The following is a 26578-nucleotide window of genomic DNA, read 5'->3' on the forward strand; positions in this document are numbered from 1 at the left end:
TGCCTTGCCGTTTGCTCAGCAACAAGTATTATAAGAACTGTATAGGTTCAAAGTCTTTTAGGCATGATTTACCATCTGTTTACAAATCTTTATGCTCTATAATTTTGGGAAGGAGTTTATGCAGTCATCAGAGATGAAACCCTTTTCAAGACTGCGGGCGTACTTCTGCCCCATATATCGATCAGAATTTCCAAAATTTATTCCTCTTTTCTGGCTAGCCTTTTTCGTAGGATTTAATTATTGCCTCCTGAAAAGTATGAAAGATACTTTAGTGGTGGTAGGGTCTGACGCGGGTGCGGAAGTTATACCGTTCTTGAAAGTTTGGGGGATAGTGCCCGGAGCCGTTATCGTTACTATGGTTTACGGTTGGTTAAGTAATCGGTGTCCAAGAGACACCGTTTTTTATTCCTTCATAGGCACTTTTCTAGGTTTCTTTTTCTTATTTGCCGTAGTTATTTATCCGATGGGGGATGCTATACACTTGCATTCTGTTGCGGATAGATTACAAGAATTACTGCCACAAGGACTTCGTGGGTTTATTGTCATGATTCGCTATTGGAGCTATAGCCTCTACTATGTCATGTCAGAACTGTGGAGTTCGGTAATTCTTTCAACCCTCTTTTGGGGGTTAGCTAATGAAGTAACTAGTATAAAGGAAGCAGGACGGTTTTACGCATTAATTAATACGGGGTTAAATCTATCTTCCGTATTTGCCGGAGAGATTTCCTATTGGATGGGAAAACACACGTTCTTTGTTTTTCCTTTCGTAAAGGATAAGTGGCACGAGGTTATGCTAAACCTCACCATGTTAATCGTTTTAGCTGGATTAAGTATGATCTGGCTGTATAGAAAAGTTCACCTTCTCACAAAACATACCTATAATTTCTCAGCTTATTCATCTTCAGAACCTGTAACAGAAGAACTGTCGCAAGTTGAAGAGAGTGTAGCGAGTGCAAAGGCTAAGAAAAAGACGAAAGCTAAAGCGAAGAATCTTTTCCTTTACCTTATTCGTTCTCGATACTTGTTAGGTCTTGCGATTATAGTTTTATCCTACAACCTTGTTATTCACCTATTCGAAGTTGTTTGGAAAGATCAAGTTAGCCAAATCTATAGTTCCCATGTTGAATTCAATAGCTATATGAGTAGGATTACTACTTTGATAGGGATTGTCTCCGTCTTGGCGGCTATTTTCCTTACTGGACAAAGTATCCGGAAGTGGGGTTGGACAGTAGGAGCATTGACTACACCAATAGTTATGTTGGTCACAGGCGTTTTGTTCTTTGGAGCTATATTTGCTGTGAAGAGAGATGTTATGATCTTTGGTGGTCTTTTCAATACGGCGCCTATGGTGATAGCTGCGTGGATAGGTGGTATGCAAAACGTATTTTCTCGTGCCGCTAAATTCACATTCTTTGATCAAACTAAGGAAATGGCTTTTGTTCCCTTGCCTAATGATCAGAAGAACTTTGGTAAGGCTGCTATTGACGGCGTTGTATCTCGGATAGGGAAATCAGGAGGCTCGTTGATTTATCAGGGGCTTTTGATTATCTTTTCATCTGTTGCAGCAAGTCTCAATGTGATTGCTGTAGTACTTCTTTTAATTATGATTGTTTGGATAGCTGTTGTTGCTTTCATAGGAAGAGAGTACAACATTAAAGAAGCTGCTGCTGTTGCTGCGAGTTTAGATGCAGATCCCATGGTATCAGATGTGGCTATCAGTAAGACTACTGGAGAAAATTCTAATCAAGAAGAAGTAGCTACGCTATAATTTAAAGGGCGTTTACGCCCTTTTTATTCATATTTTTTTTGATCTTTAAGACTTCCCTCACATACTTTATTATATTTGTTCTATAAATTTTTGACGTTACGGGTGTTTATGAAAACGTTTTGGCATTTTGTGTCTAAGGGCTTCCTATCAATCCTAGGTTTATCTCTAGGTGTAGTTCTTGCCATCTTTGTTACTTTAATGTTGGTTGTTTCTACCGCTGGAATGAATGACGCGCAATTTGTGAATATGCCTGACGCTAAGGGAGAGGTCAAAGATATAGGCAAAGATGCCCCGATTATTGCTGTATTGGAAATGAAGGATGTTATCGCTTCTAGCAAACATACAGCAAAAATCATTCAAGATGCGATTACAACATTAGATTCCGCACCATACAAAGACAGAGTGAAGGGGATAATCATTGATATGGACTGCCCTGGAGGCGAGGTATTCGAAATTTCTCGAGTATATTCAATAATCCAGTTTTGGAAGCAGCGTACTCAATGTCCTGTTTACGTTTTTGTAAACGGTCTTTGTGCTTCCGGTGGTTATTATGTTGCTTGTGCTGCGGATAAAATTTATTCTACATCGTCTTCTTTAATAGGGTCTGTAGGAGTGCTTTCAGGACCATATTTTAATGTAAAAGAAGGTTTATCTCGTTATGGTGTGCAAAGCGATTTGCTTATAGCTGGGAAAGATAAAGCTCCTATGAATCCTTATACAGAGTGGACAGCTAAAGATCGTGAAATTCGTCAAGAAATTATAGATTATCTTTATGGTCAATTTGTTGATGTTGTGGTAACCAATCGTCCACGATTAACTAAAGATAAGCTTGTGAGTGTGTTAGGCGCCCGTTTATATTCACCCGAAAAAGCTTTAGAAGAAGGTTACATTGATGTGGCGAATGTAACTAAACAACAAGTGTTACAAGATTTAGTAGCCGATTGCAAAATTGAAAATAACTACCGTGTGATCGGTTTAGGCAGTGATGGCTGGTTGAAGAAAGTTATGTCATCAATAACGAACAGCCCTGTAATCACAGGAAAGATTCAACATGAGTTACTCCCAAGTTTAGATAATTCCATAAGTACATTTTACTACTTAGATTCGTGATTCTGATTCATAGGGCGGAGAGAATTAGTGAGAAAGATCTTTATTTTAGATGCTTCAGGATTTGTTTTTAGAGCATATTTTGCTCTCCCTGATATGAAAAATTCTTCAGGAGAAGGAACTCAGGCTGTTTTTGGCTTTATTCGTTCTATTAATAAATTAATCAAAGAATTCTCTCCTAATCATATGGTTGCTGTGTTTGATGGTCCAAACAACAAACAAAGTCGTAGAGAAATTTATGCTGATTACAAAATTCATCGGGAGAAAAAAGATGAAAATCTCCACCAACAAATCCCTATAGTTAAAGAATATTGTAATTTACTCGGGTTACGTTATTTAGAAATAGAAGGCGTCGAAGCTGATGATGTTATAGCGAGTATCACAAAGCAAGCAGTTGCAGAGGGATATGAAGTTTGCCTATGTACTGCAGATAAAGATCTGCTTCAACTTGTAGGTCCGAACGTTGTTGCTTTGAATCCTTGGAAAGATAAGCCTCCTATCGATGAAAATGGTGTTGTAGATATCTATGGCGTCCCCCCGAGTAGAATAGCCGATTATCTCGCTTTGGTGGGGGATACCTCGGATAATATTCCTGGAGTATCCGGTTGTGGACCTAAAAAAGCTACAGCTCTGTTACAAAAATATCATTCTGTTGAAGGTATTTTGGAACATCTTGATGAATTGACAGGTTCCACTCATAAAATGATCTCCGAGCAAAAAGATGTATTGTTATTAAGCAAAGACCTCGCTGTATTAAATAACAATATACCTCTTCCTATGAGTATAAGTGGATTTGAGTTTCCTCTACATCAGGTGCGTCAGGAAGAAATCAATACCTTCTACATGCGTCATGGGTTTAAAACCTTAGTGCAACCAGTCGAGGAAACCTCCAACATAGACGTGGAGATAATTAATAGTAGTCAGCCATTAGTGCGTGTTTTGTCTACTTTACAGGGAAAGAGTGTCGCTTTTTCTGTGGGGTATAAGGGGAATTTTCTTCCCTCTCTTACATTAATGGGAGTCGCTTTAGCCTGCGATGAACAAGTTTATTACGTTGATATAGAACATGCTCAAGACGATGTTATCACGCCATTGAAAGATTTCTTTAAAAGAAAAGATACTGAATTTTATGGTTATAATATCAAAAGAGATCATCACGCGTTGAAAAATGCTGGTATTCACATTGATAATATCACCCTGGATTTAGCCTTGGCGGAACATTTGATCAACGGTGGAGCTAAGATTTCTTACCAAACACTTCTTGTTGATCACGGGTTAATGGAGTCTGCAGGTAAGTATGGAAAGGAATGGGGACAGTTAAGTCTCCCTATATTGAAATCTCCTGCCAAACCTGCCGAATATTTTGGAGAGTTTGTTTCTCATCTGCCTAAAATAAAAAAATCACTGTTAGAAGAATTAAAAATAAAAGGAGTCGAAGATCTATTTTTCAACATGGAAATGCCCCTAGAAAACGTCCTATTTACTATTGAAAGAAATGGGATGCCACTCGATGTGGAGGATCTTCAAGAGCTTGAGAGAACTTTGTCAGAGGAATTAGCTATTCTTACTGATGATATCTACACATTAGCTGGAGCTTCTTTTAATATTAAATCTCCTAAGCAGTTGTCGGATGTTTTATATAATAAATTGGGCCTGACGCCTATAGATAAAGCCCGGTCTACTAAGGCAGAAGTTTTGGAAGCCTTATTAGGAGAACACGAAATTGTTGAAAAAATTTTAGCATTTAGAGCTATTGAGAAGTTACTCTCTACCTATGTTAAAGCTTTACCTAGGCAAATAGATCCTCATACTTCTAGGATACACCCAACATTTAATCAGATGGGAACAGTAACAGGTAGATTAGCTTGTCAGGATCCAAATTTACAGAATATTCCTATACGCTCTGAGCGAGGTAGATTGTTAAGAAAAGCGTTCCGTGATACGCGTCAGAATAATTATTTTTTATCTGCAGATTATTCTCAAATTGAGTTAAGATTCCTGGCGCATTTGAGTCAAGATGAGTCGTTGAAGTTAGCGTTCGAGTCGCGGGAAGATGTGCACACATTTACAGCTTCTCAGGTATTTCATGTGCCTTTAGAAGAAGTCACCAAGCAACAGCGCATGCAAGCAAAAACTGTAAATTTTGGTATTATCTATGGGCAACAAGCTTATGGACTTTCTAAGATTCTAAAAATCAGTGTTTCTGAAGCTCAGAAGTTAATAGATGCATACTTTGATCGTTATCCTGCAGTAGCTCGTTTTATTGATGAAACGATAAGTCAAGCTTGTGAAAATTTGCGTGTAAAGACGTTGCTGGGACGAGAAAGAATAATTGATAATTGGACAGAGTTTTCTAACTCTCGTGCTGCTTCTGGTCGTCTTGCCGTTAACACCCGCATCCAAGGTAGCGCAGCTGAATTGATAAAATTAGCTATGCTACAGCTTGCTGATGCGCTGGAAAAACGCAAATTAAGAAGCCGTATGCTGTTACAAATACATGATGAATTGATCTTTGAAGTCCCTGAGGAAGAAAAAGAAGAAGTGCAAACTTTAGTGCGAGATATAATGGAATCAGCAATGATTTTATCTGTCCCATTAGTTGTGAATATCTTAATTGGAAAAAATTGGGCAGAATGTTAGAATTGCTAAAAGTTTCTATTACAGGGGATCTCTCTTCGGGAAAGACTGAGGCGTGTAGGGTTTTTCAAGAGTTGGGAGCCTATGTAATTAGTGCTGATAAAGTTTCGCATAGTTTCCTTGTTCCTCACTCGCATATAGGTCGTCGCGTTATAGATCTCCTGGGGCCAGAAGTTGTTATTGACAATACATTTGATAGAAAAGTCATAGCAGACAAAGTTTTTGGTAATTTAGATCTGCTGCAAGCTTTAGAAGCTATTTTACATCCTGAAGTTTGTCGAATTATTGAAGAGCAGTATTGTCAAGTCGCTAAAGAGCGAAAGTACCCTCTGTTCATTGCTGAGGTGCCTTTGTTGTACGAAATACATTATGCGAGATGGTTTGATCGTGTAATTCTAATTACAGCTGATGAGAATATTCGTAGGGAAAGGTTTACCAAAAAAACTAATTGTTCTGATTTAAATTTTTATCAGAGATGTGCACGGTTTTCTTCTCATGAGGAAAAAATGATGCACGCCGATATTATTATAGAAAATAACGGCACTAAAGAAGAGTTACGTCATAAAGTTGAAGAATATTTTTACGCTTTAAAGGGAGCATTATGAAAGAAGAACGTTCTTCAGAAGTCTTGCCAAAGGTCAAAGAGAATAGAAAACATGCGTGTCCTGGGTTGCAAGAGAAGTCTTTTGCGGGAGAATGTGCAGTAGTTGCGGATGTAGTGAATGAAAATCAACCTGTAACTATTACAAAAATTGCCAAATTGCAAAGGATGGGAATTGAAGAGCTTAATGTATTGGCTCGTCAATATGGAGTGAAGAACATCGGGTCTCTCACTAAATCTCAAGTGGTATTTGAGATCGTTAAAGCAAAGTCTGAACGTTCAGATGAGCTTTTAATCGGGGAAGGGGTTTTGGAAGTTCTTCCTGATGGGTTTGGCTTTTTAAGATCACCTACTTATAACTATCTCCCTTCTGCTGAAGATATTTATGTTTCCCCAGCTCAGATTCGCAGATTTGATTTAAAGAAGGGAGACACAATTATAGGCACCATACGTTCTCCAAAAGAGAAGGAAAAGTATTTTGCCTTATTAAAGGTAGATAAGATTAATGGATCTACCCCAGACAAAGCTAAGGAACGAGTTTTATTCGAAAACTTGACCCCTCTATACCCCAATGAAAGAATTGTTATGGAAATGGGGAAGGAGCACCTCGCTGAACGGGTGTTAGATCTTACGGCGCCCATAGGGAAAGGGCAACGGGGACTTATTGTAGCTCCTCCACGTTCTGGAAAGACAGTAATTTTACAGAGCATAGCCCACGCTATTGCAGTAAATAATCCTGATATTGTTCTCATTGTTTTGTTAATTGACGAGCGCCCAGAAGAAGTTACCGATATGATTCGACAGGTGCGTGGTGAAGTTGTTGCTTCTACGTTTGATGAGCAGCCTGAAAGACATATTCAAGTTGCAGAAATGGTTATAGAAAAGGCTCGACGTCTAGTTGAACACGGAAAGGATGTAGTGATTCTTCTCGATTCTATTACACGTTTAGCGCGAGCTTACAATACCGTGCAACCACATTCTGGGAAGATCTTAACAGGAGGCGTAGACGCGAGTGCTCTACATAAACCTAAGAGATTTTTCGGAGCAGCAAGAAATATCGAAGGTGGCGGATCGTTAACCATTTTAGCTACAGCGTTGATAGATACTGGTTCTAGAATGGATGAAGTCATTTTCGAGGAGTTCAAAGGTACAGGAAATATGGAACTGGTACTAGATCGTCGCCTTTCTGATCGAAGAACTTACCCTGCTATTGATCTTATTAAGAGTGGTACAAGAAAAGAAGAATTACTCTATCACCCTAGTGAATTAGAAAAAGTTTACCTTTTCCGACAGGCAATTGCTGATCTTACTGCTATTGACGCTATGCATCTGTTGTTAGGTAGATTAAAAAAGACAAATAGTAACGCAGAGTTTTTACTTTCTCTAAAAGAATAGGCTGAAAGGTCACGCCGTCTCTATATTTTTAGAACCACCTACATGTTAGGTGAGAATCCTGAAGCCTACAGTCTTAGCTATAAGATTGTAGATCTTATTCTCCACATGCCCCTGCTCGAATCACATTGATGATTTGGCAGATCCTAAGGTGATTGATCTTTATCAATTAAATAGTTTCATGGTCTTTGTTCGTATCAAAGAGAATTGCTCTATTGGTGTGATCGGCAATAAAGTACGAACTGCGAAATAGTTTTTTAGATGAGACTTATTTGCCAATGAGAATATCAGGAAAAACTAGCAGGGGAGTCTCTTCCCCAGTGAGATATTTTTCTTGTAATACTCTTCCTAGAATTTCCTGAGCTTGTTGGTAATATGTATGGAGTTTTGCAACTGGTAGAGAAGCTTGCGCAGGACTATAGATTCCTAAGTATTCTTTTCTTTGAAAGATAGCCACAGTTAAGGGATACTCATGAATTTTCTCTAGTCTCTTAGATAGGGGAATACCAAAAAATAAACGAATAAGCATATCTTTGTGCTTATAATGAGAGTTTTTGTATTTTGTCAAAAAAACGAGAGGATACTGGGTAATGATGAGCTTTGAAGAAAAGCAACTTCGTGATCATGCTGTGATTAACCTATATCGTATAGGAGCAATACAATTCGGTGACTTCAATCTATCCGATGGTCAAAAAACTCCGATTTATGTCGATATGCGTCTAGTTATTTCTTGTCCCAGTGTTTTACAAACTATAGCTTCTTTGATTTGGCGCCTACGCCCTTCTTTTAATAGTAGCTTATTATGTGGTGTCCCTTACACTGCTCTTGCTTTAGCTACTTGCATATCTCTGAAATACAATATCTCTATGGTATTGAGGAGGAAAGAACTAAAACATCCGAACCAAACAGATAGAATAAAAGTTGAAGGACTGTTTTCTCCTGGACAAACATGCTTAGTAATTAACGATGTTGTCGCTTCAGGTCAGTCAATTTTAGAAACTGCTAAGGCCTTAGAAGATGAAGGTTTAAATATTCGAGAATCTTTGGTTTTTCTAGATCGACAGGTCGGGGGAGCTGATGCCTTAAAAGATGCAGGGATAAAATTACGATCAGTATTTACTCTTGGAGAATTAGTCCGGTCTTTACTTGACAAATGCGAATTGAAAGAAGCGGACGCAGCCATAGCTTCTGCACTTTTAGAAAGTTTATAATATTATGCGTTTTTATTCTGTTAAATAACAAAAGCTTGGTTTTGTTATTAATTTAATATAATTATATTCTAGTTAGTTTGTGTAGTCTTTTTATTTGATTCTAATTTAAAATTAGAATTACAGAAGGCAGGGCAAATGATAGAAAATGATTTTCAGGGCTATCCCTCAAGTTATCAAGTTTCTCATTTTTATCGAGATAAGGTTGGTGTTATTGTTTTATGCGGTGGAGAAGGAAGAAGACTATCTCCTCTCACATGTTGGCGTTGTAAACCAACTGTATCTTTTGGGGGTAGGTATAAATTAATCGATGTGCCTATTTCACACGCTATAGCTTCGGGATTTTCTAAGATTTTTGTGATAGGTCAGTATCTTACCTATACTTTACAACAGCACCTCATGAAGACCTATTTTTACCACGGTGTACTTCAAGATCAGATACATCTCCTTGCTCCTGAGGTCCGAGATGGGAGTCAAGTGTGGTATAAGGGGACTGCAGATGCTATCCGTCAAAATCTTCTCTATCTGGAAGATACAGAGATAGAGTATTTTCTAGTCTTGTCCGGAGATCAACTATACAATATGGATTTCCGTAGGATAGTAGATTACGCTTTGTATGCACAGTCAGACATGGTAATCGTTGCTCAGCCAATACAAGAAAAAGATGCCTCGAGAATGGGGGTTTTACAAATAGATAAAGATGGAAATCTTTTAGATTTCTATGAAAAACCTCAGGAAGAAGAGATCCTAAAGCGTTTCCGTCTCTCGCCAACAGATTGTCGTAGACATAAGCTAGATCCTCAACACGGCAATTTTTTAGGGAATATGGGCATCTACCTTTTTCGAAGAGAAAGTCTGTTCCAACTACTCCTAGAAGAGCAAGGTGATGACTTTGGTAAGCATCTTATTCAAGCACAAATAAAACGAGGAACTGTAAAAACCTTTCTTTATGATGGGTATTGGACGGATATCGGTACCATCGAATCTTATTACGAAGCAAATATCGCTTTAACTCAAAGGCCAAAACCTCAAGTTCGTGGATTGAACTGTTACGACGATAGAGGAATGATCTATAGTAAAAATCATCACCTCCCTGGGACTATAGTTTCTGATTCTATGATTTCGAATTCTTTGCTTTGTGAAGGTGCAGTTATCGATTCTAGTAAGGTATCTCATAGTGTTGTGGGAATTCGTGGCGTGATAGGAAAAAATTCTGTTATCGACCATTCTGTTGTTATGGGGAATGACCGCTATGGGAACACGTTGCAGACTCCTTTAGGTATAGGCGATAATTGTGAGATTTATAAAACAATTATTGATGAGAACTGTAGGATCGGCAACGGAGTGAAATTGACGAATATTAAAGGATATAAAGATTATGATTCTCCAGATGGGAAGCTAGTTGTTAGGGACGGTATTATTATCATTCCTCGGGGAACGAGAATTCCTAATAATTATATCTTTTGATGGAAGATCTTTATAATTAGTAAACGACTTCCCCTGTTTTTCTCTATCGAGATTTTAGCACGATATCCAGTAGAATATCCCCCTTATATTGATAGTGCACGGATTGCCTTGATTTATGCGGATATATGCTATAGCGGATTTACATTTGGCTATCGGAGTCCCAGAAAAGACCATGGAAGTTTTTGGTCAGCCTTGGGTTTCCTATCACGAAAAAATCCGTGAAAGATGGCAAAAGACAGTCGCACCCGAGGACATAGTTTTGCTTCCGGGAGACATTTCTTGGGCAATGCATCTTGAAGAAGCGAAAGAAGACTTCTCCTTTCTAGGATCTCTTCCAGGAACTAAGTACATGATTCGTGGGAATCATGATTATTGGAGTTCTGCATCAGGAACTAAAATAGCGCAAGCACTTCCTGAAAATTTATACTATCTAGCTCAAGGTTTTTCCATCATACAACCGAACATGGCTGTTGTAGGTGTAAGACTTTGGGATAGCCCCACTATAAGAATAGCTTCACAATGTTTCCAATCTCCACTTCCTGAACAAGCTCGGGAATATAGCGAGAAAGACGAGAAAATTTTCTTAAGAGAACTGGGAAGATTGCAAAGAGCTTTAGACGCTGTCCCTAAGGATATCGAGCAAATTATTGTTATGACACATTATCCACCCATCAGTAGTGATGGATCTGCAGGACCTGTCTCACAGATGCTAGAAGCTGATGGAAGAGTTTCTCATTGTCTGTTTGGTCATATGCATAAAGTACGTACCCCCTTAGAGGGATTTGGAAACATTCGTACTATAGAATATAAACTCGTGGCTGCTGATTATATAGATTTTATTCCTCAGGTTATAATTTGAAAATTCTTGCTGGTAAATACAAAGGAAAGTCTTTAAAAACTTTCTCTAATCCTTCAGTGCGTCCTACTTGTGGCGTGGTAAAAGAAGCCGTGTTTAACATTTGTTCTGCCTATGTTGAGGACGCTATATTTCTCGACCTTTTTGCTGGAGTCGGATCTGTCGGGTTTGAAGCCTTAAGTCGCGGGGCTTCTTCGGTAACTTTTGTAGATTCTTCTGCACAATCTGTCCGATTAATTCGCGCAAATAGCCAACTTTTGAATCCTAATTTGCCGATTACAATTATAAAACAAGAGGCAAGATCAGCAATTCAACGGTTAGCCAAAAAGCACATGTCTTTTGACCTCATTTACATAGATCCTCCCTATAATCTTGAAGATAGCTATATTGCTGCAGTATTGCGCGATATTGTTGTAGGTGGGATTTTAGATAAACACGGGTACGTATTTTTAGAAAATGCTTCTGTGGAACCTATTCTTGTTGAAGGCCTAACGCTAAAACGTAGTAGGAAACTGGGGGGAACATATTTATCAGAATATTTTCTCGAAGATAGTTCTAATTAGCATTATGAAAAATTTCTCTATAAAATGCTTAACATTAAACAGCTAGTATGTTTTCTGTTTTGATAAACAGATTTTTTAGCCTTTAAGCCGTTCTTTCGAAAAGTTTTATTCAAAATTTATCTTGGAGAGCATGCTGGATAAAATTTCTTGTGTAGAATATGATGCGAAAAATAAGTCTGGAATCCGAGGCGTGAGTTAGCGTGAAAATCAAGAATTCCTTAAAACTGTATTTCCTAGCTCTTGTGTGTTTCCTTCCTTTGGTTTTCTTAGGTTGTTCTAGAGAAAAGAAAGAATTATTAGTAGGAAGAGATACTACTTGGTTCCCCAAACAATTTGGAATTTACACAGCAAATATCAACGCTTTCTTGAATGATCTTGTATCCGAGATCAATTACCGTGAGAACCTGAATATTAATGTTATAAATCAAGATTGGATTCATCTTTTTGAAAATCTTGATGACGAAAAGACTGCCGGAGCTTTCACATCGATACTACCGACAGCAGAGATGCTGGATCATTATCAGTTTTCTGAACCGATACTGCTAACAGGTCCGGTACTTGTTGTTGCTGAAGGATCTCCCTACAAATCTATCCAGGACTTGCGTGGTAAACTTATTGGGGTATATAAATTTGATGCCTCTATACTTGTCGGCCAAGATATCCTTGATGCAGTTTTGACACCTTATCAACACGTCCCCATAGCTTTAGAAGCTTTATCTTCCGGATGTTATGATGCTTTGCTAGCTCCTATTATAGAAGTTACAGCATTGATAGACACTGCATATAAAGGACGCTTAAAAATTATTTCCCAGCCTTTGAATCAAGACGGCCTAAGATTAGTAGTTCTTCGTGGTGAGAAGAATAACTTGTTGGAAGGTTTCAATATGGGATTAGTAAAAAGCATTCGGTCAGGCAAGTACCAAACCATCAAACAGCAATACCGTCTTCCTTAGGACATCACGACTTTATTAAGCTGTTTTTCTCTACATGCCGAGTACTTTGAATAATTGTTGCTAATGATTGGACCCATTGAGGAGATTGGTAAATCGCAGGGATCCGTAGAGCTTGGTATTTTCTATCTATAAGAATGGAAATGTATTCTTTTTCTATTTCGTACAGAGTTTCTATATGATCTGATGTAAATCCAAAAGGCACAATAAGAACGTGTTTTTTATTCGTCTTGAGTGTTTTGCATACCTCTTTTGTTGATGGTGTTAACCACTTGCCAGGACCGAATTTAGATTGATAACACAGAACGGTTTCTATATCGGGTAATCTTTCAGAAATGGCTGCGAAGGATTTCTCACATTGTACCTTGTACGGGTCACCTTGATTCACATATCTCATAGGAAGCCCATGGGCAGAAAATAATAGACAGCAGTCATTAGTAGGAATGTCGTGAGATTGTAAAAATTCCAGAATATGATCAATCATACACGAAATAAACTGAGGGTGACTCCCAAAATGCGCTACCCAAGAGATATTCAGTGAAGGTAGATGCTTGTGGATAAATCGCACAATACTTCCTGTAACAGCATACGTGAAATGTGGAAATAAAGGAACGCCAACAACAGGACGATCCCCTAGAGTTTTTAACTGTTGTATTGTCTGTTGATGGGTGTCTGGTAAATAGCGGTGAAAGGTAATTACAGGAGCGTCTAAATGTGAAGATAGAGTTTTGGCAAGAGCCTCTGTATCTTCATATATGGGAGAAAATCCACCGATACAATTGTATTGAGGGAGAACCTTAGGTGTACGTTTTTTAGCAATAAAGGAAAATAATCGTTTGTGAATGAAGGAAGGAAGGAATCCTCCGGTAACATCACGATCAGTAAGTAATGAAGTTAAAAAAACTTCAATATCGTTAGAATGACGCGGACCGCCAAAATTTGCGAGTAGATAAGTTGAAACCATAACAAGCTTTATTATTTAATAATATTGGAGCTATTGCATTAAAACAATTAGTTGCATACTTTCCCATAAAATTAAGATGAGTTTGTAAAATACATGAAGTTAAATAATGCTCTCCCAACTCTAGAAGCTTTATGTAAAAAAACACACCAAAAATTACGCCAATATCTTATTCGACACAGCTTATTGTTATTTGGATGTTTATTATTAATGGGTGTGGAGTTGGGAGTCTTCCTCTATTTTTTTCTGTTTTCTGGGAAAACTATTGTTCCAGCATTTTGCTTGGCGTGTTTTTTTCTTACCTTATTTGTCTGTCTTGTTGTTCGTTTGTACATACTGTCCGGGAAACCAGATTTTTTTGAAAATCTAGCAACTGACTATTTAAGAAATGCTCAGACTTTATTTAAGGGGAAGCATAACATTGTTGAAGAGCAAACACATTTAGCTTCCTCAGCAACCAAACTCGCTATAGATTTACAAAATCAAGAGTACACACTCTTATCTAGTGTGCTAAGTTTTCTTCCTAAGCATGACTTCATGAGAAAATTCAGCTGTTTTTGTTTTTGGAAAGACTACTTTTTGTTCAGAGAATGCTTATTACAAAAATCCATAGAGGCCTACATTAAAGTCGTACAATCTATTCCTGTAGATTTAGGAGCTCATGTATCCTTAGCAGATGCTTATGTGGCTCTCTCTGGATTGTACGCAGATCCTAGAAAATATCCCGAATTTGATGTGAGTTACTGGGTTCCTCCGGGAAGATATGGAGAAGATGTTCAGGAAAAATTTTTTGCAACGGCTCAGCGTGCTATAGAAGAATTTAAAATTTTAAATGAGTATGCCCCAGGAAATGCCTGGGTCCACACCCAATTAGCTTATAGTTATCATGACTTGCAAATGCCCTTGGAAGAGATTCAAGAATATGAGATGATTCTCAAGCTAAAACCTGCAGACGTAGAGACGATGACTAAGCTCGGGATCCTTTATTTTCAACAGGGGATGAACGCAAAAGGCCTACGTATATATGAGGAATTAAAGAAAAGAGATTACAAGAAGTCAAGAAAACTAATCAAATTCTATGGTATAGAATATAATAGTTATTGATTTTTGTTCTTGTTATTTATAATAGTTCTACTTGTTTATAGAGCATCTTATTTATGAAAAGTATTGATGTAAGTAATAATACAATGATACGCAGTGGTCTTTGTGATCGGATGAGTGTCTCTTGGCGTGCACGCTTTTCTGTTCGCACACGTTATGAAATCGCCAGCGCCGTGGCGATTTTCGGTCTGATATTGGCATTATGCGGATCCGGAGCAGTCTATCTTGCCTTTACGTCTTGTGCCATTTCTGAGATGTTTATTCAAGGATGTGTGTCATTGGGGTTGATGCCTATTCCTGTGGCGATATTTTCTTTACTTTTAGGTATTCTGATACTTCTTTACGGTATCTACCTATTGCCACAACAAAAAGAAGAATAGAGATACTCTTTTTTGCTTATTCTACTTGCTATAGAATAGAGTACACGTACAATCAACCGAACTTAAAATAAAGAGAATACAATGAAAAAACTCATTCTAGCCCTACTTTTACTCACTTCTTGTGCGACACCACGCGTATACAGTTTCGAAGAAGTATCTAAGGATAGAAGTGCTTACGCAGACGAAGATAAAGAAGGGGACAGCTGTACAGGGGGGTCTTGCTCTAGAGTAGAGTGTTGGGAAGACTAGAAAACTTTCCAAGATTGCCTGCTGCACGTGTTTAGAGTAGAACACAGATATAAGGATCTTCTTAGCTCAAGGTTACTTTCTAAGAGGATCCTTTTTATTACCACAGGTATAGACCCGTCTATCCATGTCCATCAGACTTCTCCTCACATTCCCTAGAGATTTCGAAGATGTGAAATGATTTTTGAGTTTATACATTTTCTGACTTGCTATGCAGAGATTTCCAAAGATTGACAGTCCGTCATGCTTTTACGGTCTATAGGTAGGAAAAACGACCTAAAAGGGCAAGGGGGATGCATAGATACGCAGCGCACTTTTCAAGAATGCAGCTTATCTTTTCTAGAGCTATCATGAGAAGAATGTAGTTTTTTAAATTGTTCGTTATACTTGTTCTTCGTAAAATACCCAGCGGTTTTTATATCAACCTGACTCTCCGCTCTCTGTTTTTAGTTTTCTAGATAGGGTAAGAGGATGTTTTGTTTGGCGTATACAACAAGGAGCATAGAAATGAAAAACTTCATTTTCAGTTTTTTGTTGGCTTCTGGATGTACTTGTGGGACCACGATGTTCTCTGATGAGGTGCAAATTTATGAGCACGCGCATTCTACAACGGAATCAGTCGAACAAGAGATTGTCTATGTGCATGGTCATGGGTACTACAGGCACAAATGCCTTTGAAATAGCCCCTGAAAGCTTTTCCTAAGAATCAATAAAGCTTAGGTAAAATCTCCCGGTTGCGTTTATAAGATCATGCGGAATGTATTTTTACAATAGTGAAAAGTATATCAATACGCATCGAAGCGTTAGGGTTTTTTCATTGCGCATTATTCTTATTTTTTCATAGAATCTCTAGAAACCTTTATGCCAGTATTAACTTCCCCCATATTTTTAGTTTTTCTAGATATGGTAGGGGGGTGTTTTGTTTGGCGTATACAACAAGGAGAATAGAAATGAAAAAATTAATCTTAGCGCTTCTTTTAGCTTCTTCATGTACTTATGGAACGACTATTTTCGCTGATGAAAATGATGAGGTAAAAGTAAGCGAGAATGGTGATCAAGATTCTGAATCTGAAAACAAAAAAAGTGATAATCACACTGTCGAGCATCATCAGTAAGAGTTCTACTTGTGTTGATGAAACAGGGGGACGCCCCTGTTTCTCGTTGTGACATCCTCTTAAACGACTTCGCCTAAAGTCTTTTTCACTTGCTCATATTCAATTTAAGACAACTTAATAAGTCCTTGAGTGTCCCGTTTCCGTTTAATAAGTGTCAAATTGCCTGGTATAGATTTGCAAGACTGTTTTCTACAGGTGGGTAGCCCTTGATGGGGATCTCAACCCCATTCTCACCCTATGCATATCCTACTGCCCCCCTAGGTCATGAAAAATAGAATAAATTCACATCCACAATCCGTTTTATTTTAAAATTTTTAAAAGAGGAATAGGATCTCATAGTCTATTACGCATCTGGTTTCCATATGTATTAAATTATTGCATTAATAAAGAAGATTATTTACAACCTTTTCAAAAAGATCGTTCGTTTTGTTTAAGATCAGATAAAGTAATATGTTTAGGTTTTTTATTTGATGCATGTTTAATATCGGAAACTTTAATTTGTAAAACCTAATTGGGAATGTATTTTAAACTTTGAAGAAGGAAAGATAGAAAGTCAGTAAACGGTAACGTATTTTGTGCCTAATGTGTACTGCACTACACTTTTGCTCCATCCTGATGGCCATGTAATGCATAGATTATAAGAAAAAATTTACTAGATTTTTGCGATAGTATCCAAGGCAACGCAATGGTATGGATCTAGAAAAAGAAAGAGTTTTTATAAGTAAATCTTGGGTGCTTTTTACGTTTTTTAAAGAAAGTAAATAATTTTTTTGTTGTTTTGATAGAGCTTGTTATCTCAAAAATTTTAGCTGATTTTGTTAGAGTTTGCTATAATAGCCGGGTGGTGGAGTCTTGAAAAGCTTAAAGGCTGAAAGACATGTTTTTCAGGAACTGTCAGAGTGCTGCAGTCTTTGGCAGAGGATCTGTTTTATATGAATAAACGGTGTGTAATAGACAAAATTTTAAAGTGTGTAGTCGTTGCCTCTTTGGTTTTGTTATACTGGTCGTCTGATTTGCTTGAAAAAGACATCAAGTTAATCAAAATGAATGTTCGAGATGTACAAGAAGACATCCAAGAATTACTCAGCATCGTGAAGCAAAATCATGCTACGCGATCTCTAAATCCATCATGTTCTTCTTCCTTATCAGCAACTACGTGTTCTGCTTTTGTAGAAGTCGGAGATCCGCGTTATCCTAATCTACTTTCCCCAGACCCTTACATGGAAACAACTTTAACGGAACTTATCGGAGAGGATTTTGTTCCTAAAGGCGTTTTACGTACCGCTCATGTGGGGAAACCAGACAATTTGAGCCCTTTTAACGGGTATGATTATGTCGTAAAAATGTATGATTTATGTGTTCCTGGGTTAGCCAATACTCATGTAGGGAAACACGAAGAATTTGCCCCAGGTCTGGCCTTAAAAATAGAAGAACGCATGGCCTCAGACGACTCTGGTGATCGTGAGTTTCATATTTATTTACGTCCTAATGTATTTTGGGTCCCCGTTGATCCCTTGCGTTTCCCTAAACATGTACAGCTAGCCGAGCATTTCATGCAGCCACACCCTGTCACGGCTTATGATTTCAAATTTTATTACGATGCCGTGATGAATCCGTATATTGCAGAGATGCGTGCCGTAGCTTTGCGTTCATACCTCGAAGATATCGTCTCTATCCAAGTAGAAAATGATTTAAAATTTATAGTGCGCTGGAAAGCTCATACTCTTGTAAATGAAGAGGGCAAAGAGGAGAAGAAAGTGCTCTACTCCGCTTTCTTTAATACTTTATCTTTAAAACCCCTTCCACGTTTCGTTTATCAGTATTTTGCTAATGGAGAGAAGATCATTAAAAATGACTCTGATCCTGACACCTATCGTAAAGATTCGGTATGGGCGCAAAACTTCTCCTCACACTGGTCTATGAACTATATTGTGAGCTGCGGCGCATTTTATTTTTCTGGAATGGATGATGAAAAACTGATCTTCACGAGGAATCCTCACCACTATAACCCTAAAGAAGCTCTAATTGAGAAGCGTTATGTTTATATTAAAGATAACTCAGACTCACTATTTCAGGACTTCAAATCAGGGAAACTAGACTTGGCTTATTTACCACCAAATCACGTGGATAATCTCGTGAGTTTCATGAAAACTCCGGCCTATAAAAATCAAGCTTCCCGAGGCGAAGCTATTCGTGAGATGATCTACCCAGATCGTTCGTACGCGTACATTGGTTGGAATTGTTACTCATTATTTTTTGAGAACCGTCAAGTGCGACGCGCTATGAATATGCTCATAGATCGTGATAGGATTATAGAAGAGTGTTTAGATGGTCGAGCGCATGTCATTAGCGGGCCCTTCTCGCCTTTTTCTCCTGCCTATAATCAAAAAATCGAAGGCTGGCATTATTCTCCAGAAGAGGCTGCGCGTATTTTAGAAGAAGAGGGATGGATAGATATTGACGGCGATGGTATCCGAGAAAAAGTCATAGATGGCGTGGTGATTCCTTTTCGTTTCCGCCTTTGTTACTATGTCAAAAGTGTCACCGGCCGCACGATTGCAGAATATGTAGCTACCGTGTGTAAAGAGATAGGTATTGAGTGTAGTTTATTAGGATTAGATACCGCTGACCTATCCCAAGCATTTGAAGAAAAGAATTTCGATGCTTTGCTTACAGGCTGGTGTCTAGGATCGCCTCCCGAGGATCCTCGAGCCCTTTGGCATTCGGAGGGGGCAATGGAAAAAGGCTCAGCTAATGTCGTTGGTTTCCATAATCCTGAAGCTGATAAAATTATAGATGAACTTAGCTATGAATATGACGCCAATAAACGCGTAGATCTATACCATCGTTTTCATGAAGTTATTCATGAAGAATCTCCTTATGCTTTCTTATACTCCCGTACTTTTTCTTTACTCTATAAAGATTACGTGAAAAACGTCTTTGTCCCCAAACAGAGAACAGATTTAATCCCTGACGCTCAAGACGAAATGGTGAATCTTCATATGGTTTGGTTAGACAGGAAGGAGGAAGAGTGCTTAAGTATATCTTGAAACGTCTGATATTAATTCCTCTGACGCTGTTTGCCATTATTTCCATTAATTTCATTATATTGAACGCAGCTCCAGGAGACGTTATCGAAGAGCAATCCGTGGATTCCTTTGGAGATCCAGGGAAGTCGGATAAGATCCGTACATACAAAGGTCCTGATCGCTATTTACAGTTTCGCGAGCATTATGGCTTAACTCTACCCATTTTTTTTAATACGCGTCCTGCAATTTCACACGCTAAAGTCAAGAGCGGGATAGAAGAAATCGTCGATTGCTTCATCAAGAAGCAATCTTTTTCTAAATTAAAGATTTATTGGGGTGATAGGGCAAAATTTCTTCTGCCCGTATTATTATTTGAAGCTAACGACAATACAAAAACACCTTCCTATCGTCATGTTGCCGCAGACTTATTCATTCGTGGAGCTATCCGTCAGGGAATAGTTGGCTCAGGCTTATCCCCAGAACAATATGCGTATAATGAAAGAGTGTCCAAAAGCAATGCTATGCTTGTGAAGCTTCTTTCTGAAGAAGATATTGGGATTAAGGTAGATTCTTTAAAGGAGTGGTTCCGTCAGGAAGGAGGCATGGAAGCCTTTGCCTATAGACACTTTTCTTGGAAGACCTTTTTTTTAGAAACACGTTTTGCTCGCTATATGTCGCGTGTTTTACGTTTGGATTTCGGAACCTTACGTAATGATCCACATAAAACGGTAGTTTCTGAAGTGGTTAAACGTTTGCGTTCTTCGTTAACGCTATCAGTTTTCCCTATGATCCTAGTGTTTATCTTATGTCAAGTATTTGGCATGCTTATGGCGTTAAATAGAAACCGTTGGATCGATCATACACTGAATTTTATCTTCCTGTTTCTATTCTCTGTTCCTGTCTTTGTGGCTGTTCCTTGGATTATTGATAATTTCGTAATTAATAAAACCATCCCATTTACCTCTATTCCTATGCCATACAGTGGCTTAAAATCCTCTCCGGAAATTTTCAATCAGTTGAGTTCTTGGGGGAAGATTTTAGATACCTTAGCTCATAGCTTTCTTCCTTTTTGTGCTGTAAGTTATGGGGCATTTGCTTCTCAGTCACGGTTAAGTAGATCGGTTTTTTTAGAAATCCTAGGAGAAGACTATGTTTGTGCTGCACGAGCTCGTGGTGTGTCTCGTTATGATATTCTTGTCAAGCACGTAGGAAAGAATGCAGCTTCTTCCTTGATTACTTCACTAGCTTCGTCTTTAGGCGCTATATTGGGAGGGGCTTTAGTTGTAGAAACCCTGTTTGATATAGATGGGTTTGGGAGATTTTTCTATCAGGCCATTTTAAATCGAGATCATAATGTGGTGTTGTTTTCTGTCCTCGTTGGATCCGCTCTATCCCTATTAGGTTATTTAATAGGGGATATTTGCTACGTGCTATTAGATCCGAGGGTACAACTAGGAGGTAAGAGGGTTTAAAATGGAATCCCTGACTTCTTTTTATCGCCGATTCTTTCAGGCATACCATAAGAATTTCCTTGCCTCTCTGTCATGGAAGTTTGTTATCGCATTAGTACTTGTAGGTGTATATGCGCCTCTATTTGCGAGTAGTAAACCTATTGTAGTTCAATGGGAAGGGTCTCTATATTTCCCTTTATTTAGATATTTATGGTTCCCAGGTTTTTATACTAAGGCTATAGATCTGTTTTTTAATGTTTTGATGGCAACTCTGCCGTTGTTCTTTATAGCCTGTAAGCTCTTTAAGAGAAGAGCTCGTAGGGCTCTTCTTGGGATTTTAACTCTTGCTCAAGTATTAGGATTTATCTTTGTATACCAAGGGAATATTCAAGATCCCACTGGAGATGAAAATCTGAAAAAATTGCGAGCAGAGAAAATCCTTTCGCAAATTGCCAATAGCAGAACAGAAAATATCGTTTTACTTCCTAAAGATTTGCGTACTTGGGAATTAGAAAAGACATACATGAGTAAGTACGAGCAGTTGGGGATTTTGATAAAGTCAAAATACCGTAAATTACAGCACGAGAAATTACAGAAGTATTGTGTGGCGTATGAGGGGTACAAAGGTTCACCAATGCCCACGCTGTACTACTCACAGATGAAAAATGAGCAGGTATGTTTGGAGCGTTTACAACAAAGACTAGACAAGTTGCACGCTTCTTACGAATCAGCATTACAAACTTGGTATAAGGCAATAGATGAGTACCGTCCTTTTCTTATGGCGCTCACTCGAGTCGAACATGATCTGAACCTAGCTTTGTATAATAAAGATCATAATGAGAGATTACGTTCAGCGTATTCTTCGATAGAAGAAGAAGCGGAACCTTTCCGTAAGCACCTATTAAGTACACGTCGAGTTCTTGAGGAATACAATAAAATCCATAGCGCGATTAACTTTATTCAAGATAAACGTGCGTGGATTAACGAAGAATCTGAAAAACTCCACATTCTTATCAACCCGTTGCTGAGTTCTTTCCATTGGGAAGATGATGCGGGAGGTTCTCATGAGATGAATAAGTACATACGTTGGTGGCAGCGCACACGAATTAATCGCAAAGATCTTTTAGCCTCTTTAATTTTCGGGATTCGTATTGCTATAGTTGTCGGAGGGATCTCCGTTGCCATTGCTTTGTTTATTGGTACGGTTATTGGTTTAGTTTCTGGGTATTTTGGCGGAACTACGGATATGGTTCTTTCTAGATTTACTGAGATTTGGGAAACCATGCCCATGTTGTTTATTTTGATGCTCGTGGTGTCTATAACGCAGAAAAAATCCTTATTTTTAGATACAATCTTACTTGGATGTTTCGGTTGGACAGGATTTAGCAGATACATCAGAATAGAAACCTTAAAACAACGCAATATGTCCTATGTGTTAGCGGCGACAAATATGTGTTACAGCCATTATCACATTATGGTACATCAGATACTTCCTAATGCGATTGTCCCGGTGATTTCCCTACTACCGTTTTCTATGATGGCAATGATTAGCTGTGAGGCGGGGTTGACATTTTTAGGTCTCGGAGAGGAAAGCTCTGCGTCTTGGGGAAATCTTATGAAAGAAGGAGTGACAGCTTTTCCTTCGGAAAGCTGTATTCTTTGGCCTCCTGCCATTATGCTTACCGCTTTGCTTATTGCTATAGCATTAATAGGAGATGGTATTCGAGACGCTCTAGATCCTAAATTACAAGACTAACTTATAGACCCCTCAAAATTGAGGAGGATATCTTGGATCTGTTTTCCTGCACAGTAATGGCGTTCGCCATGACTTCCTATGACTCTGTGGCAGGGGAAAAACAAAAGAAAAGGATTCTGCTTACACACTGCTCCTACTGTACGAGGGTGAGTGTCTGTTGATTGAGCAATATCTCCATAGGTGCGCGTTTGCCCGAAAGGAATCGTAGCCACATAGTTGAGTATCATTTCTTGTTGTTTCTTTAGAATCGATGTATTGATGTAAGAAGAACGTGGCATGTCTATTTTCTGAGAGTATTTCGCACATAGTAAAACGATTTCTTCCATAGCTTTATGAGAGCCGGGACCTAAAAATAAACAAGAAAATACCGGAGATACCGATAACTCAGTTTTTACAACGGCATTGTTTTGAAAATGAACGATGACTTGTAAGGGAGGATATTTGGCTAGCTGCAAGCCTTGAGAACAGGCTTGCGATAGAGAAAATTTAGAATCATCAGAAACTAAGTAAAGATTTTCGGACATGGAAAACTACATTATCCCGCATTATTGAGTCTCTCGAATTTTGTTTTTGAGACTAGGCGTCCACGGTGATACCATTCACATTTATATACACCGGCAGCGTAGATTTTCCTCATACCATGAGGCAAGTTATTTCTCCAAGACACTTCTTCCGCTATGACTTCTTCTTCGTTATAGCGTAATTCATATCCTTCCTTAGCTCCTTTTACAAAAGGAATCTCTGCAGCTTTACAACCGTTTTTAAACACTGTTGTTGTTCCGTCTTGGTAGCCATAGCGCCACTCTTCAATAGTGTTTGGGATCCCCCCAGGAAGATAAGTTAAACGTAAACCATGAGGCTGGCCATTCACATAATGGGTAATCGTTTCCGGATCTCTGGTAGCATAAAAGGTGGTTCTTTTTACCATCACCCCATCGTTGAATGTTTCTTCGTAAAGCAGCACATTATTTGGAGAGAAGTTCGAACGAACGCCTTCTCCATTCCGGATAGTTGAGGTGTATTTCCCGTTAAAAGAAGAATAGCTGCCTTCAATTACCCGTCCTTGATAGGTAGTTTCAATAAAATATGGTTCTGTGATGGTGTCGTTATTTTTATTATCTGGCCAGCGAGTCACAGTAAGAGATCCATCTTCTTGGAAGACTTCTTCTTGAGATGGGAGACCATTAGAAAAGAATGTTTTATGAGAAACAAGCCTTCCCTGGTCATAGGTTTTGATTACCGATAGCGTTGTAGAATGGGGGAAGGTGATTGTGATCTCGCCGTGAAGAAGACCTTGAACGTAAGTTTCATAAAGAGTCGATCCGTCTTTTAAAACTTTAGTGATTGTTCCATCACAGCCCCGCTTCACCCAATCTCTTCCTGATACGATAATTCCGTAATTATTTCGGAAAGTCTCCTTCATCACCGAAGGATCTTGTTTTAGAGTAGACCCATAGGTAAAGCATGAAAAAGAGAGTGCGCAAATGCAAAAAAGCAGCTGTTTCATGAATCGATTGTTCCTTTTGTATCGTCTAGTTGCTCATTAAGCATAGCAAGTAAACGCTCATGTTCTTCTTCTATTTCTTGATTAGATAATGTTCTTTCCTTGTCTTGGAATAAAAGACGTAGGGAAACATTTTTATTTTGTGCGGTAGGGTTCTTATTTTGGTATATACTGATAATGGAAACACTTTCAAGCCATTTAGAAGGGAAACTTAAAAGTTTCTTCCTTAATGCATCTGCTGGGACAGACTCATCAACGGTCAGTGTGATATCCCTGAATGAAGAAGGGTAAATAGGGTACGGCTGGTAGCGAGCTATAGCTTTCTTTTGTGTATGTAAAAGAGAGTCCACCGAGAGCTCTGCAAAGAATACAGGATGCTTGATGTGAGCTTTTTTACATAGCTGAGGATGTAATGTCCCAAAGCGTCCTAACAGATGCTTGTGAAGATAGAGCTCCGCTTGCTGATAGGGATGAAAATTCGGGTGTTCACTGGGACGAATTGTGTAAGTCTTCGAAGAAATATGGAAATGGCGGAATAATCTCTCTAGCCATCCTTTTATTGAATAGAAAGACAAAACACGCTCATGAAATACCCAAGAGAGTTCTTCTGCTTCCCCTGATAGGATGATACCTAAACTTTGCGTTTCTTGATATTGGGCATTTTTCTTAGTGTAAATCGTCCCTAACTCAAAAGCATGTGCGTAGGGAGCTTGTCTATTTAAATTTGTTGCTGTACTTTTTAATAGTCCAGGCAGCAAAGAATCTCGTAGTACAGTAGCGTGTTTAGAGCCTTGCAGTGCAATATAATCCGTTTCTTGCCTATGTAAGGCTGCAGTCTCCATATCCAAAAGGTCGCAGGTGAAAAATTGTTGCAACCCAGATTGTGCTAAGAAGTCGACAATTTCTCGTTTAAACGCATATAGAGGGCTATAAGTGGCAGGAGCTTTTTTCTTCTCTGTTTTCCATGGCTGCGTTCTGCAAATCTCTTCAACAAGATCGATTTCCTCACGGATGTCATGACGATACGCAGGCACCTGCACAGAGAGGCTCCCTTGGTCTTGGGAAGTCACAGTAAAGCCTAAAGAGGCAAGTTCTTCATGTACTTGAGAATGACTAAGAGGGACTCCAAGCACGCGTTCTACCATTTCCGTGCGTAAGGTTAGAGTAGGAGATGGTGGTATAGAACCTAAAACATGAATAGGAGCAACCTTAGCTTTGGGGAAAAGCTTTTGTATGTAGTGGATGGCTGCGTAGAGAGAAGGCAGAACATGATCCGGATCGGTACCTCGTGTAAAGCGGTAGGCAGCTTCAGAATGCAGGGGAATACGCGTTTGAGAGGCGCGGATAGCCTTGGGAAGAAAATACGCAGCTTCTAAAATAATGTCTGTAGTTGTTTCGTTGAAGGAAGAATCCCCACTTCCCATGACACCTGCTAAACCTACGGTATGGTTTTTATCACAGATAATCGCTGTTCCTTGTGGGATCAGAACCTCTTCATTATTTAAGAGTTTTAGACCATGTTGTTCTTGTGCTTTTTCAGCGTGTAAGGAGTCGATATCTACAGTTTTTGCGTCGTAGACGTGGAGAGGTTGCCCCAAAGCCAACATGATGTAATTCGTGATGTCTACAATGGTATTAATAGATTTCTGTTTGAGTTGGCTGAGAGCCTGTTGTAGCTCTTGAGGAGAGGTTTCCCCACATACTCCAGAAATTTTTACGCAGCAGAAAAAGGGACAAATACTCGTGTCATGAGAAGGGCTGTCTTTGGTAATTATTTCTAAAGGAGAAAATGCAAACTCCTGAGGTAGAATAAGGTCGACATGGGTGACATGCGCAATTTCTCTAGCAAGACCTAAAAGGGAGGCGCAGTGGCCAAGATTCGGAGTCAGAGAGAATTCAATCCATGTATCGGCAAGTAGGGCACAGGCACTTTCTCCTAAGGGAGTGTTTGTAGGAAATTCAAATAATCCCCTTTCTGTTTTTTGGAGACGAGAAAATCCTAATTCATCAGCGCCACAGCACATACCTTGGGATTCTATACCACGCAATTTAGATTTTTTTATTGTATAAGGATTCCCTTCGTGATCGTGGAGTTTTGCTCCTGGAAGAGCTAAAGGAACTATGATATCAGGACGACAATTAGGAGCTCCACAGACGACTTGATGTTCTTGCTTTCCGTCAAAAAGGGTAGCCACTACGAGTTTATCCGCATTGGGATGGGGGAGAGTTTGTATAATCTTTGCTGTGATAATGGAAGAGAATGAGTTACTGAGAAGTGTTTCTATTTCAGTTTCGATACCTATATGATCACAAGCTTCTATAATTTGTTTGATAGACAGGGGAGAAGAAAAAAATCTTTGTAATGAGGATAAAGAAACGCGCATGAATAGTAAAGGTGAGACATTTTTGTGACAGATTTTACGAGGAGGAGTGTATAGTGGCAAGTATTTTAATGCTTAGAGAGGGGCTCGGCTTTCAGAGGTGAT

23 protein-coding genes are annotated in these 26578 nt (G+C 38.9%); 18 read left to right on the forward strand and 5 right to left on the reverse strand.

The window, feature by feature from the left end:
- Window positions 1-118 precede the first annotated feature (118 nt).
- The 5 genes from npt2 (at window position 119) to rho (ending at window position 7508) form a co-directional block, all read left to right on the forward strand.
- Entirely contained in the window at window positions 119-1768 is a 1650-nt protein-coding gene (gene npt2, locus FI836_RS03365) for an NTP/H+ exchange transporter Npt2 (RefSeq protein ID WP_006342801.1), read from the forward strand.
- A 108-nt stretch (window positions 1769-1876) separates the two neighbouring features.
- Complete coding sequence (locus FI836_RS03370; RefSeq protein WP_006342802.1) at window positions 1877-2878, forward strand: S49 family peptidase; 1002 nt, start codon at window positions 1877-1879, stop codon at window positions 2876-2878.
- Window positions 2879-2905: 27 nt separating this feature from the next.
- Window positions 2906-5515, forward strand: coding sequence for a DNA polymerase I (gene polA, locus FI836_RS03375; protein ID WP_139934575.1), 2610 nt, complete (start codon window positions 2906-2908; stop codon window positions 5513-5515).
- Window positions 5509-6117 carry a dephospho-CoA kinase gene (gene coaE / locus FI836_RS03380; RefSeq protein WP_006342804.1) on the forward strand — a complete coding sequence of 203 codons (609 nt, stop codon included), beginning with the start codon at window positions 5509-5511 and terminating at the stop codon, window positions 6115-6117. Before polA ends, coaE begins: the two co-directional genes overlap by 7 nt.
- Window positions 6114-7508 carry a transcription termination factor Rho gene (gene rho / locus FI836_RS03385; RefSeq protein ID WP_006342805.1) on the forward strand — a complete coding sequence of 465 codons (1395 nt, stop codon included), beginning with the start codon at window positions 6114-6116 and terminating at the stop codon, window positions 7506-7508. The genes coaE and rho overlap by 4 nt, the downstream gene beginning before the upstream one ends.
- Window positions 7509-7773: 265 nt before the next feature.
- On the opposite strand, the gene FI836_RS03390 is transcribed toward rho, so the two are convergent.
- Window positions 7774-8034 (reverse strand): hypothetical protein, encoded by a 261-nt coding sequence (locus tag FI836_RS03390; RefSeq protein WP_006342807.1) that lies wholly within the window; start codon window positions 8032-8034, stop codon window positions 7774-7776.
- A gap of 61 nt (window positions 8035-8095) precedes the next feature.
- Between FI836_RS03390 and FI836_RS03395 the strand changes: the two genes are divergently transcribed.
- The 5 genes from FI836_RS03395 to FI836_RS03415 all read left to right on the forward strand — a co-directional run bounded on the left by FI836_RS03395 (window position 8096) and on the right by FI836_RS03415 (window position 12552).
- A complete protein-coding gene (locus tag FI836_RS03395; protein ID WP_013747321.1) occupies window positions 8096-8716 on the forward strand; it encodes an orotate phosphoribosyltransferase in 621 nt (206 codons plus the stop codon).
- Between the two features lie 135 nt (window positions 8717-8851).
- On the forward strand, window positions 8852-10180 hold the full coding sequence (glgC, locus tag FI836_RS03400; RefSeq protein ID WP_006342809.1) for a glucose-1-phosphate adenylyltransferase: 1329 nt from the start codon (window positions 8852-8854) through the stop codon (window positions 10178-10180).
- A gap of 115 nt (window positions 10181-10295) precedes the next feature.
- Window positions 10296-11039 (forward strand): metallophosphoesterase, encoded by a 744-nt coding sequence (locus FI836_RS03405; RefSeq protein ID WP_014943656.1) that lies wholly within the window; start codon window positions 10296-10298, stop codon window positions 11037-11039.
- Window positions 11036-11599, forward strand: a complete 564-nt coding sequence (gene rsmD, locus FI836_RS03410; protein ID WP_006342811.1) for a 16S rRNA (guanine(966)-N(2))-methyltransferase RsmD — start codon at window positions 11036-11038, stop codon at window positions 11597-11599. Before FI836_RS03405 ends, rsmD begins: the two co-directional genes overlap by 4 nt.
- A gap of 200 nt (window positions 11600-11799) precedes the next feature.
- Window positions 11800-12552 (forward strand): transporter substrate-binding domain-containing protein, encoded by a 753-nt coding sequence (locus tag FI836_RS03415; protein WP_014943657.1) that lies wholly within the window; start codon window positions 11800-11802, stop codon window positions 12550-12552.
- 4 nt (window positions 12553-12556) lie between these two features.
- Here the strand turns inward: FI836_RS03415 and hemH are convergent, their stop codons facing one another.
- Window positions 12557-13513, reverse strand: coding sequence for a ferrochelatase (gene hemH / locus FI836_RS03420; protein WP_014943658.1), 957 nt, complete (start codon window positions 13511-13513; stop codon window positions 12557-12559).
- 93 nt (window positions 13514-13606) lie between these two features.
- Between hemH and FI836_RS03425 the strand changes: the two genes are divergently transcribed.
- The 8 genes from FI836_RS03425 (at window position 13607) to FI836_RS03450 (ending at window position 22588) form a co-directional block, all read left to right on the forward strand.
- On the forward strand, window positions 13607-14614 hold the full coding sequence (locus tag FI836_RS03425; RefSeq protein ID WP_006342814.1) for a tetratricopeptide repeat protein: 1008 nt from the start codon (window positions 13607-13609) through the stop codon (window positions 14612-14614).
- Window positions 14615-14667: 53 nt separating this feature from the next.
- Entirely contained in the window at window positions 14668-14991 is a 324-nt protein-coding gene (locus tag FI836_RS03430) for a hypothetical protein (RefSeq protein WP_006343805.1), read from the forward strand.
- A gap of 81 nt (window positions 14992-15072) precedes the next feature.
- Entirely contained in the window at window positions 15073-15240 is a 168-nt protein-coding gene (locus FI836_RS05220) for a hypothetical protein (RefSeq protein WP_014943660.1), read from the forward strand.
- 504 nt (window positions 15241-15744) lie between these two features.
- Window positions 15745-15915 (forward strand): hypothetical protein, encoded by a 171-nt coding sequence (locus FI836_RS05225; RefSeq protein WP_172600736.1) that lies wholly within the window; start codon window positions 15745-15747, stop codon window positions 15913-15915.
- Between the two features lie 272 nt (window positions 15916-16187).
- Window positions 16188-16352 (forward strand): hypothetical protein, encoded by a 165-nt coding sequence (locus FI836_RS05230; RefSeq protein ID WP_014943663.1) that lies wholly within the window; start codon window positions 16188-16190, stop codon window positions 16350-16352.
- Between the two features lie 932 nt (window positions 16353-17284).
- Complete coding sequence (locus tag FI836_RS03440; protein WP_041460085.1) at window positions 17285-19402, forward strand: ABC transporter substrate-binding protein; 2118 nt, start codon at window positions 17285-17287, stop codon at window positions 19400-19402.
- A complete protein-coding gene (locus tag FI836_RS03445; protein WP_014943665.1) occupies window positions 19384-20853 on the forward strand; it encodes an ABC transporter permease in 1470 nt (489 codons plus the stop codon). Before FI836_RS03440 ends, FI836_RS03445 begins: the two co-directional genes overlap by 19 nt.
- A 1-nt stretch (window position 20854) precedes the next feature.
- Entirely contained in the window at window positions 20855-22588 is a 1734-nt protein-coding gene (locus FI836_RS03450; protein ID WP_014943666.1) for an ABC transporter permease, read from the forward strand.
- Here FI836_RS03450 and FI836_RS03455 read toward each other — a convergent pair.
- Genes FI836_RS03455 through pheT form a run of 3 tightly spaced genes read right to left on the reverse strand, consistent with a single transcriptional unit; the run spans window position 22585 to window position 26476 of the window.
- Window positions 22585-23112, reverse strand: a complete 528-nt coding sequence (locus FI836_RS03455) for an MGMT family protein (RefSeq protein ID WP_139934576.1) — start codon at window positions 23110-23112, stop codon at window positions 22585-22587. The genes FI836_RS03450 and FI836_RS03455 overlap by 4 nt on opposite strands.
- An 11-nt stretch (window positions 23113-23123) precedes the next feature.
- A complete protein-coding gene (locus tag FI836_RS03460) occupies window positions 23124-24095 on the reverse strand; it encodes a toxin-antitoxin system YwqK family antitoxin (RefSeq protein WP_014943668.1) in 972 nt (323 codons plus the stop codon).
- Entirely contained in the window at window positions 24092-26476 is a 2385-nt protein-coding gene (gene pheT / locus FI836_RS03465) for a phenylalanine--tRNA ligase subunit beta (RefSeq protein WP_014943669.1), read from the reverse strand. Before pheT ends, FI836_RS03460 begins: the two co-directional genes overlap by 4 nt.
- Window positions 26477-26578: the final 102 nt, after the last annotated feature.

The organism is Chlamydophila parapsittaci, from assembly GCF_006385615.1.
Classification (GTDB): domain Bacteria; phylum Chlamydiota; class Chlamydiia; order Chlamydiales; family Chlamydiaceae; genus Chlamydia; species Chlamydia psittaci.

Excerpts from the sequence above, each read along its gene's own strand:
- npt2 (WP_006342801.1), top strand. The coding sequence starts at position 119 with ATGCAGTCATCAGAGATGAAACCCTTTTCAAGACTGCGGGCGTACTTC.
- FI836_RS03370 (WP_006342802.1), top strand. The coding sequence starts at position 1,877 with ATGAAAACGTTTTGGCATTTTGTGTCTAAGGGCTTCCTATCAATCCTA.
- coaE (WP_006342804.1), top strand. The coding sequence starts at position 5,509 with ATGTTAGAATTGCTAAAAGTTTCTATTACAGGGGATCTCTCTTCGGGA.
- rho (WP_006342805.1), top strand. The coding sequence starts at position 6,114 with ATGAAAGAAGAACGTTCTTCAGAAGTCTTGCCAAAGGTCAAAGAGAAT.
- FI836_RS03390 (WP_006342807.1), bottom strand. The coding sequence starts at position 8,034 with ATGCTTATTCGTTTATTTTTTGGTATTCCCCTATCTAAGAGACTAGAG.
- FI836_RS03395 (WP_013747321.1), top strand. The coding sequence starts at position 8,096 with ATGATGAGCTTTGAAGAAAAGCAACTTCGTGATCATGCTGTGATTAAC.
- glgC (WP_006342809.1), top strand. The coding sequence starts at position 8,852 with ATGATAGAAAATGATTTTCAGGGCTATCCCTCAAGTTATCAAGTTTCT.
- FI836_RS03405 (WP_014943656.1), top strand. The coding sequence starts at position 10,296 with ATGCGGATATATGCTATAGCGGATTTACATTTGGCTATCGGAGTCCCA.
- hemH (WP_014943658.1), bottom strand. The coding sequence starts at position 13,513 with ATGGTTTCAACTTATCTACTCGCAAATTTTGGCGGTCCGCGTCATTCT.
- FI836_RS03425 (WP_006342814.1), top strand. The coding sequence starts at position 13,607 with ATGAAGTTAAATAATGCTCTCCCAACTCTAGAAGCTTTATGTAAAAAA.
- FI836_RS03430 (WP_006343805.1), top strand. The coding sequence starts at position 14,668 with ATGAAAAGTATTGATGTAAGTAATAATACAATGATACGCAGTGGTCTT.
- FI836_RS05220 (WP_014943660.1), top strand. The coding sequence starts at position 15,073 with ATGAAAAAACTCATTCTAGCCCTACTTTTACTCACTTCTTGTGCGACA.
- FI836_RS05225 (WP_172600736.1), top strand. The coding sequence starts at position 15,745 with ATGAAAAACTTCATTTTCAGTTTTTTGTTGGCTTCTGGATGTACTTGT.
- FI836_RS05230 (WP_014943663.1), top strand. The coding sequence starts at position 16,188 with ATGAAAAAATTAATCTTAGCGCTTCTTTTAGCTTCTTCATGTACTTAT.
- FI836_RS03440 (WP_041460085.1), top strand. The coding sequence starts at position 17,285 with ATGAATAAACGGTGTGTAATAGACAAAATTTTAAAGTGTGTAGTCGTT.
- FI836_RS03450 (WP_014943666.1), top strand. The coding sequence starts at position 20,855 with ATGGAATCCCTGACTTCTTTTTATCGCCGATTCTTTCAGGCATACCAT.
- FI836_RS03455 (WP_139934576.1), bottom strand. The coding sequence starts at position 23,112 with ATGTCCGAAAATCTTTACTTAGTTTCTGATGATTCTAAATTTTCTCTA.
- FI836_RS03460 (WP_014943668.1), bottom strand. The coding sequence starts at position 24,095 with ATGAAACAGCTGCTTTTTTGCATTTGCGCACTCTCTTTTTCATGCTTT.
- pheT (WP_014943669.1), bottom strand. The coding sequence starts at position 26,476 with ATGCGCGTTTCTTTATCCTCATTACAAAGATTTTTTTCTTCTCCCCTG.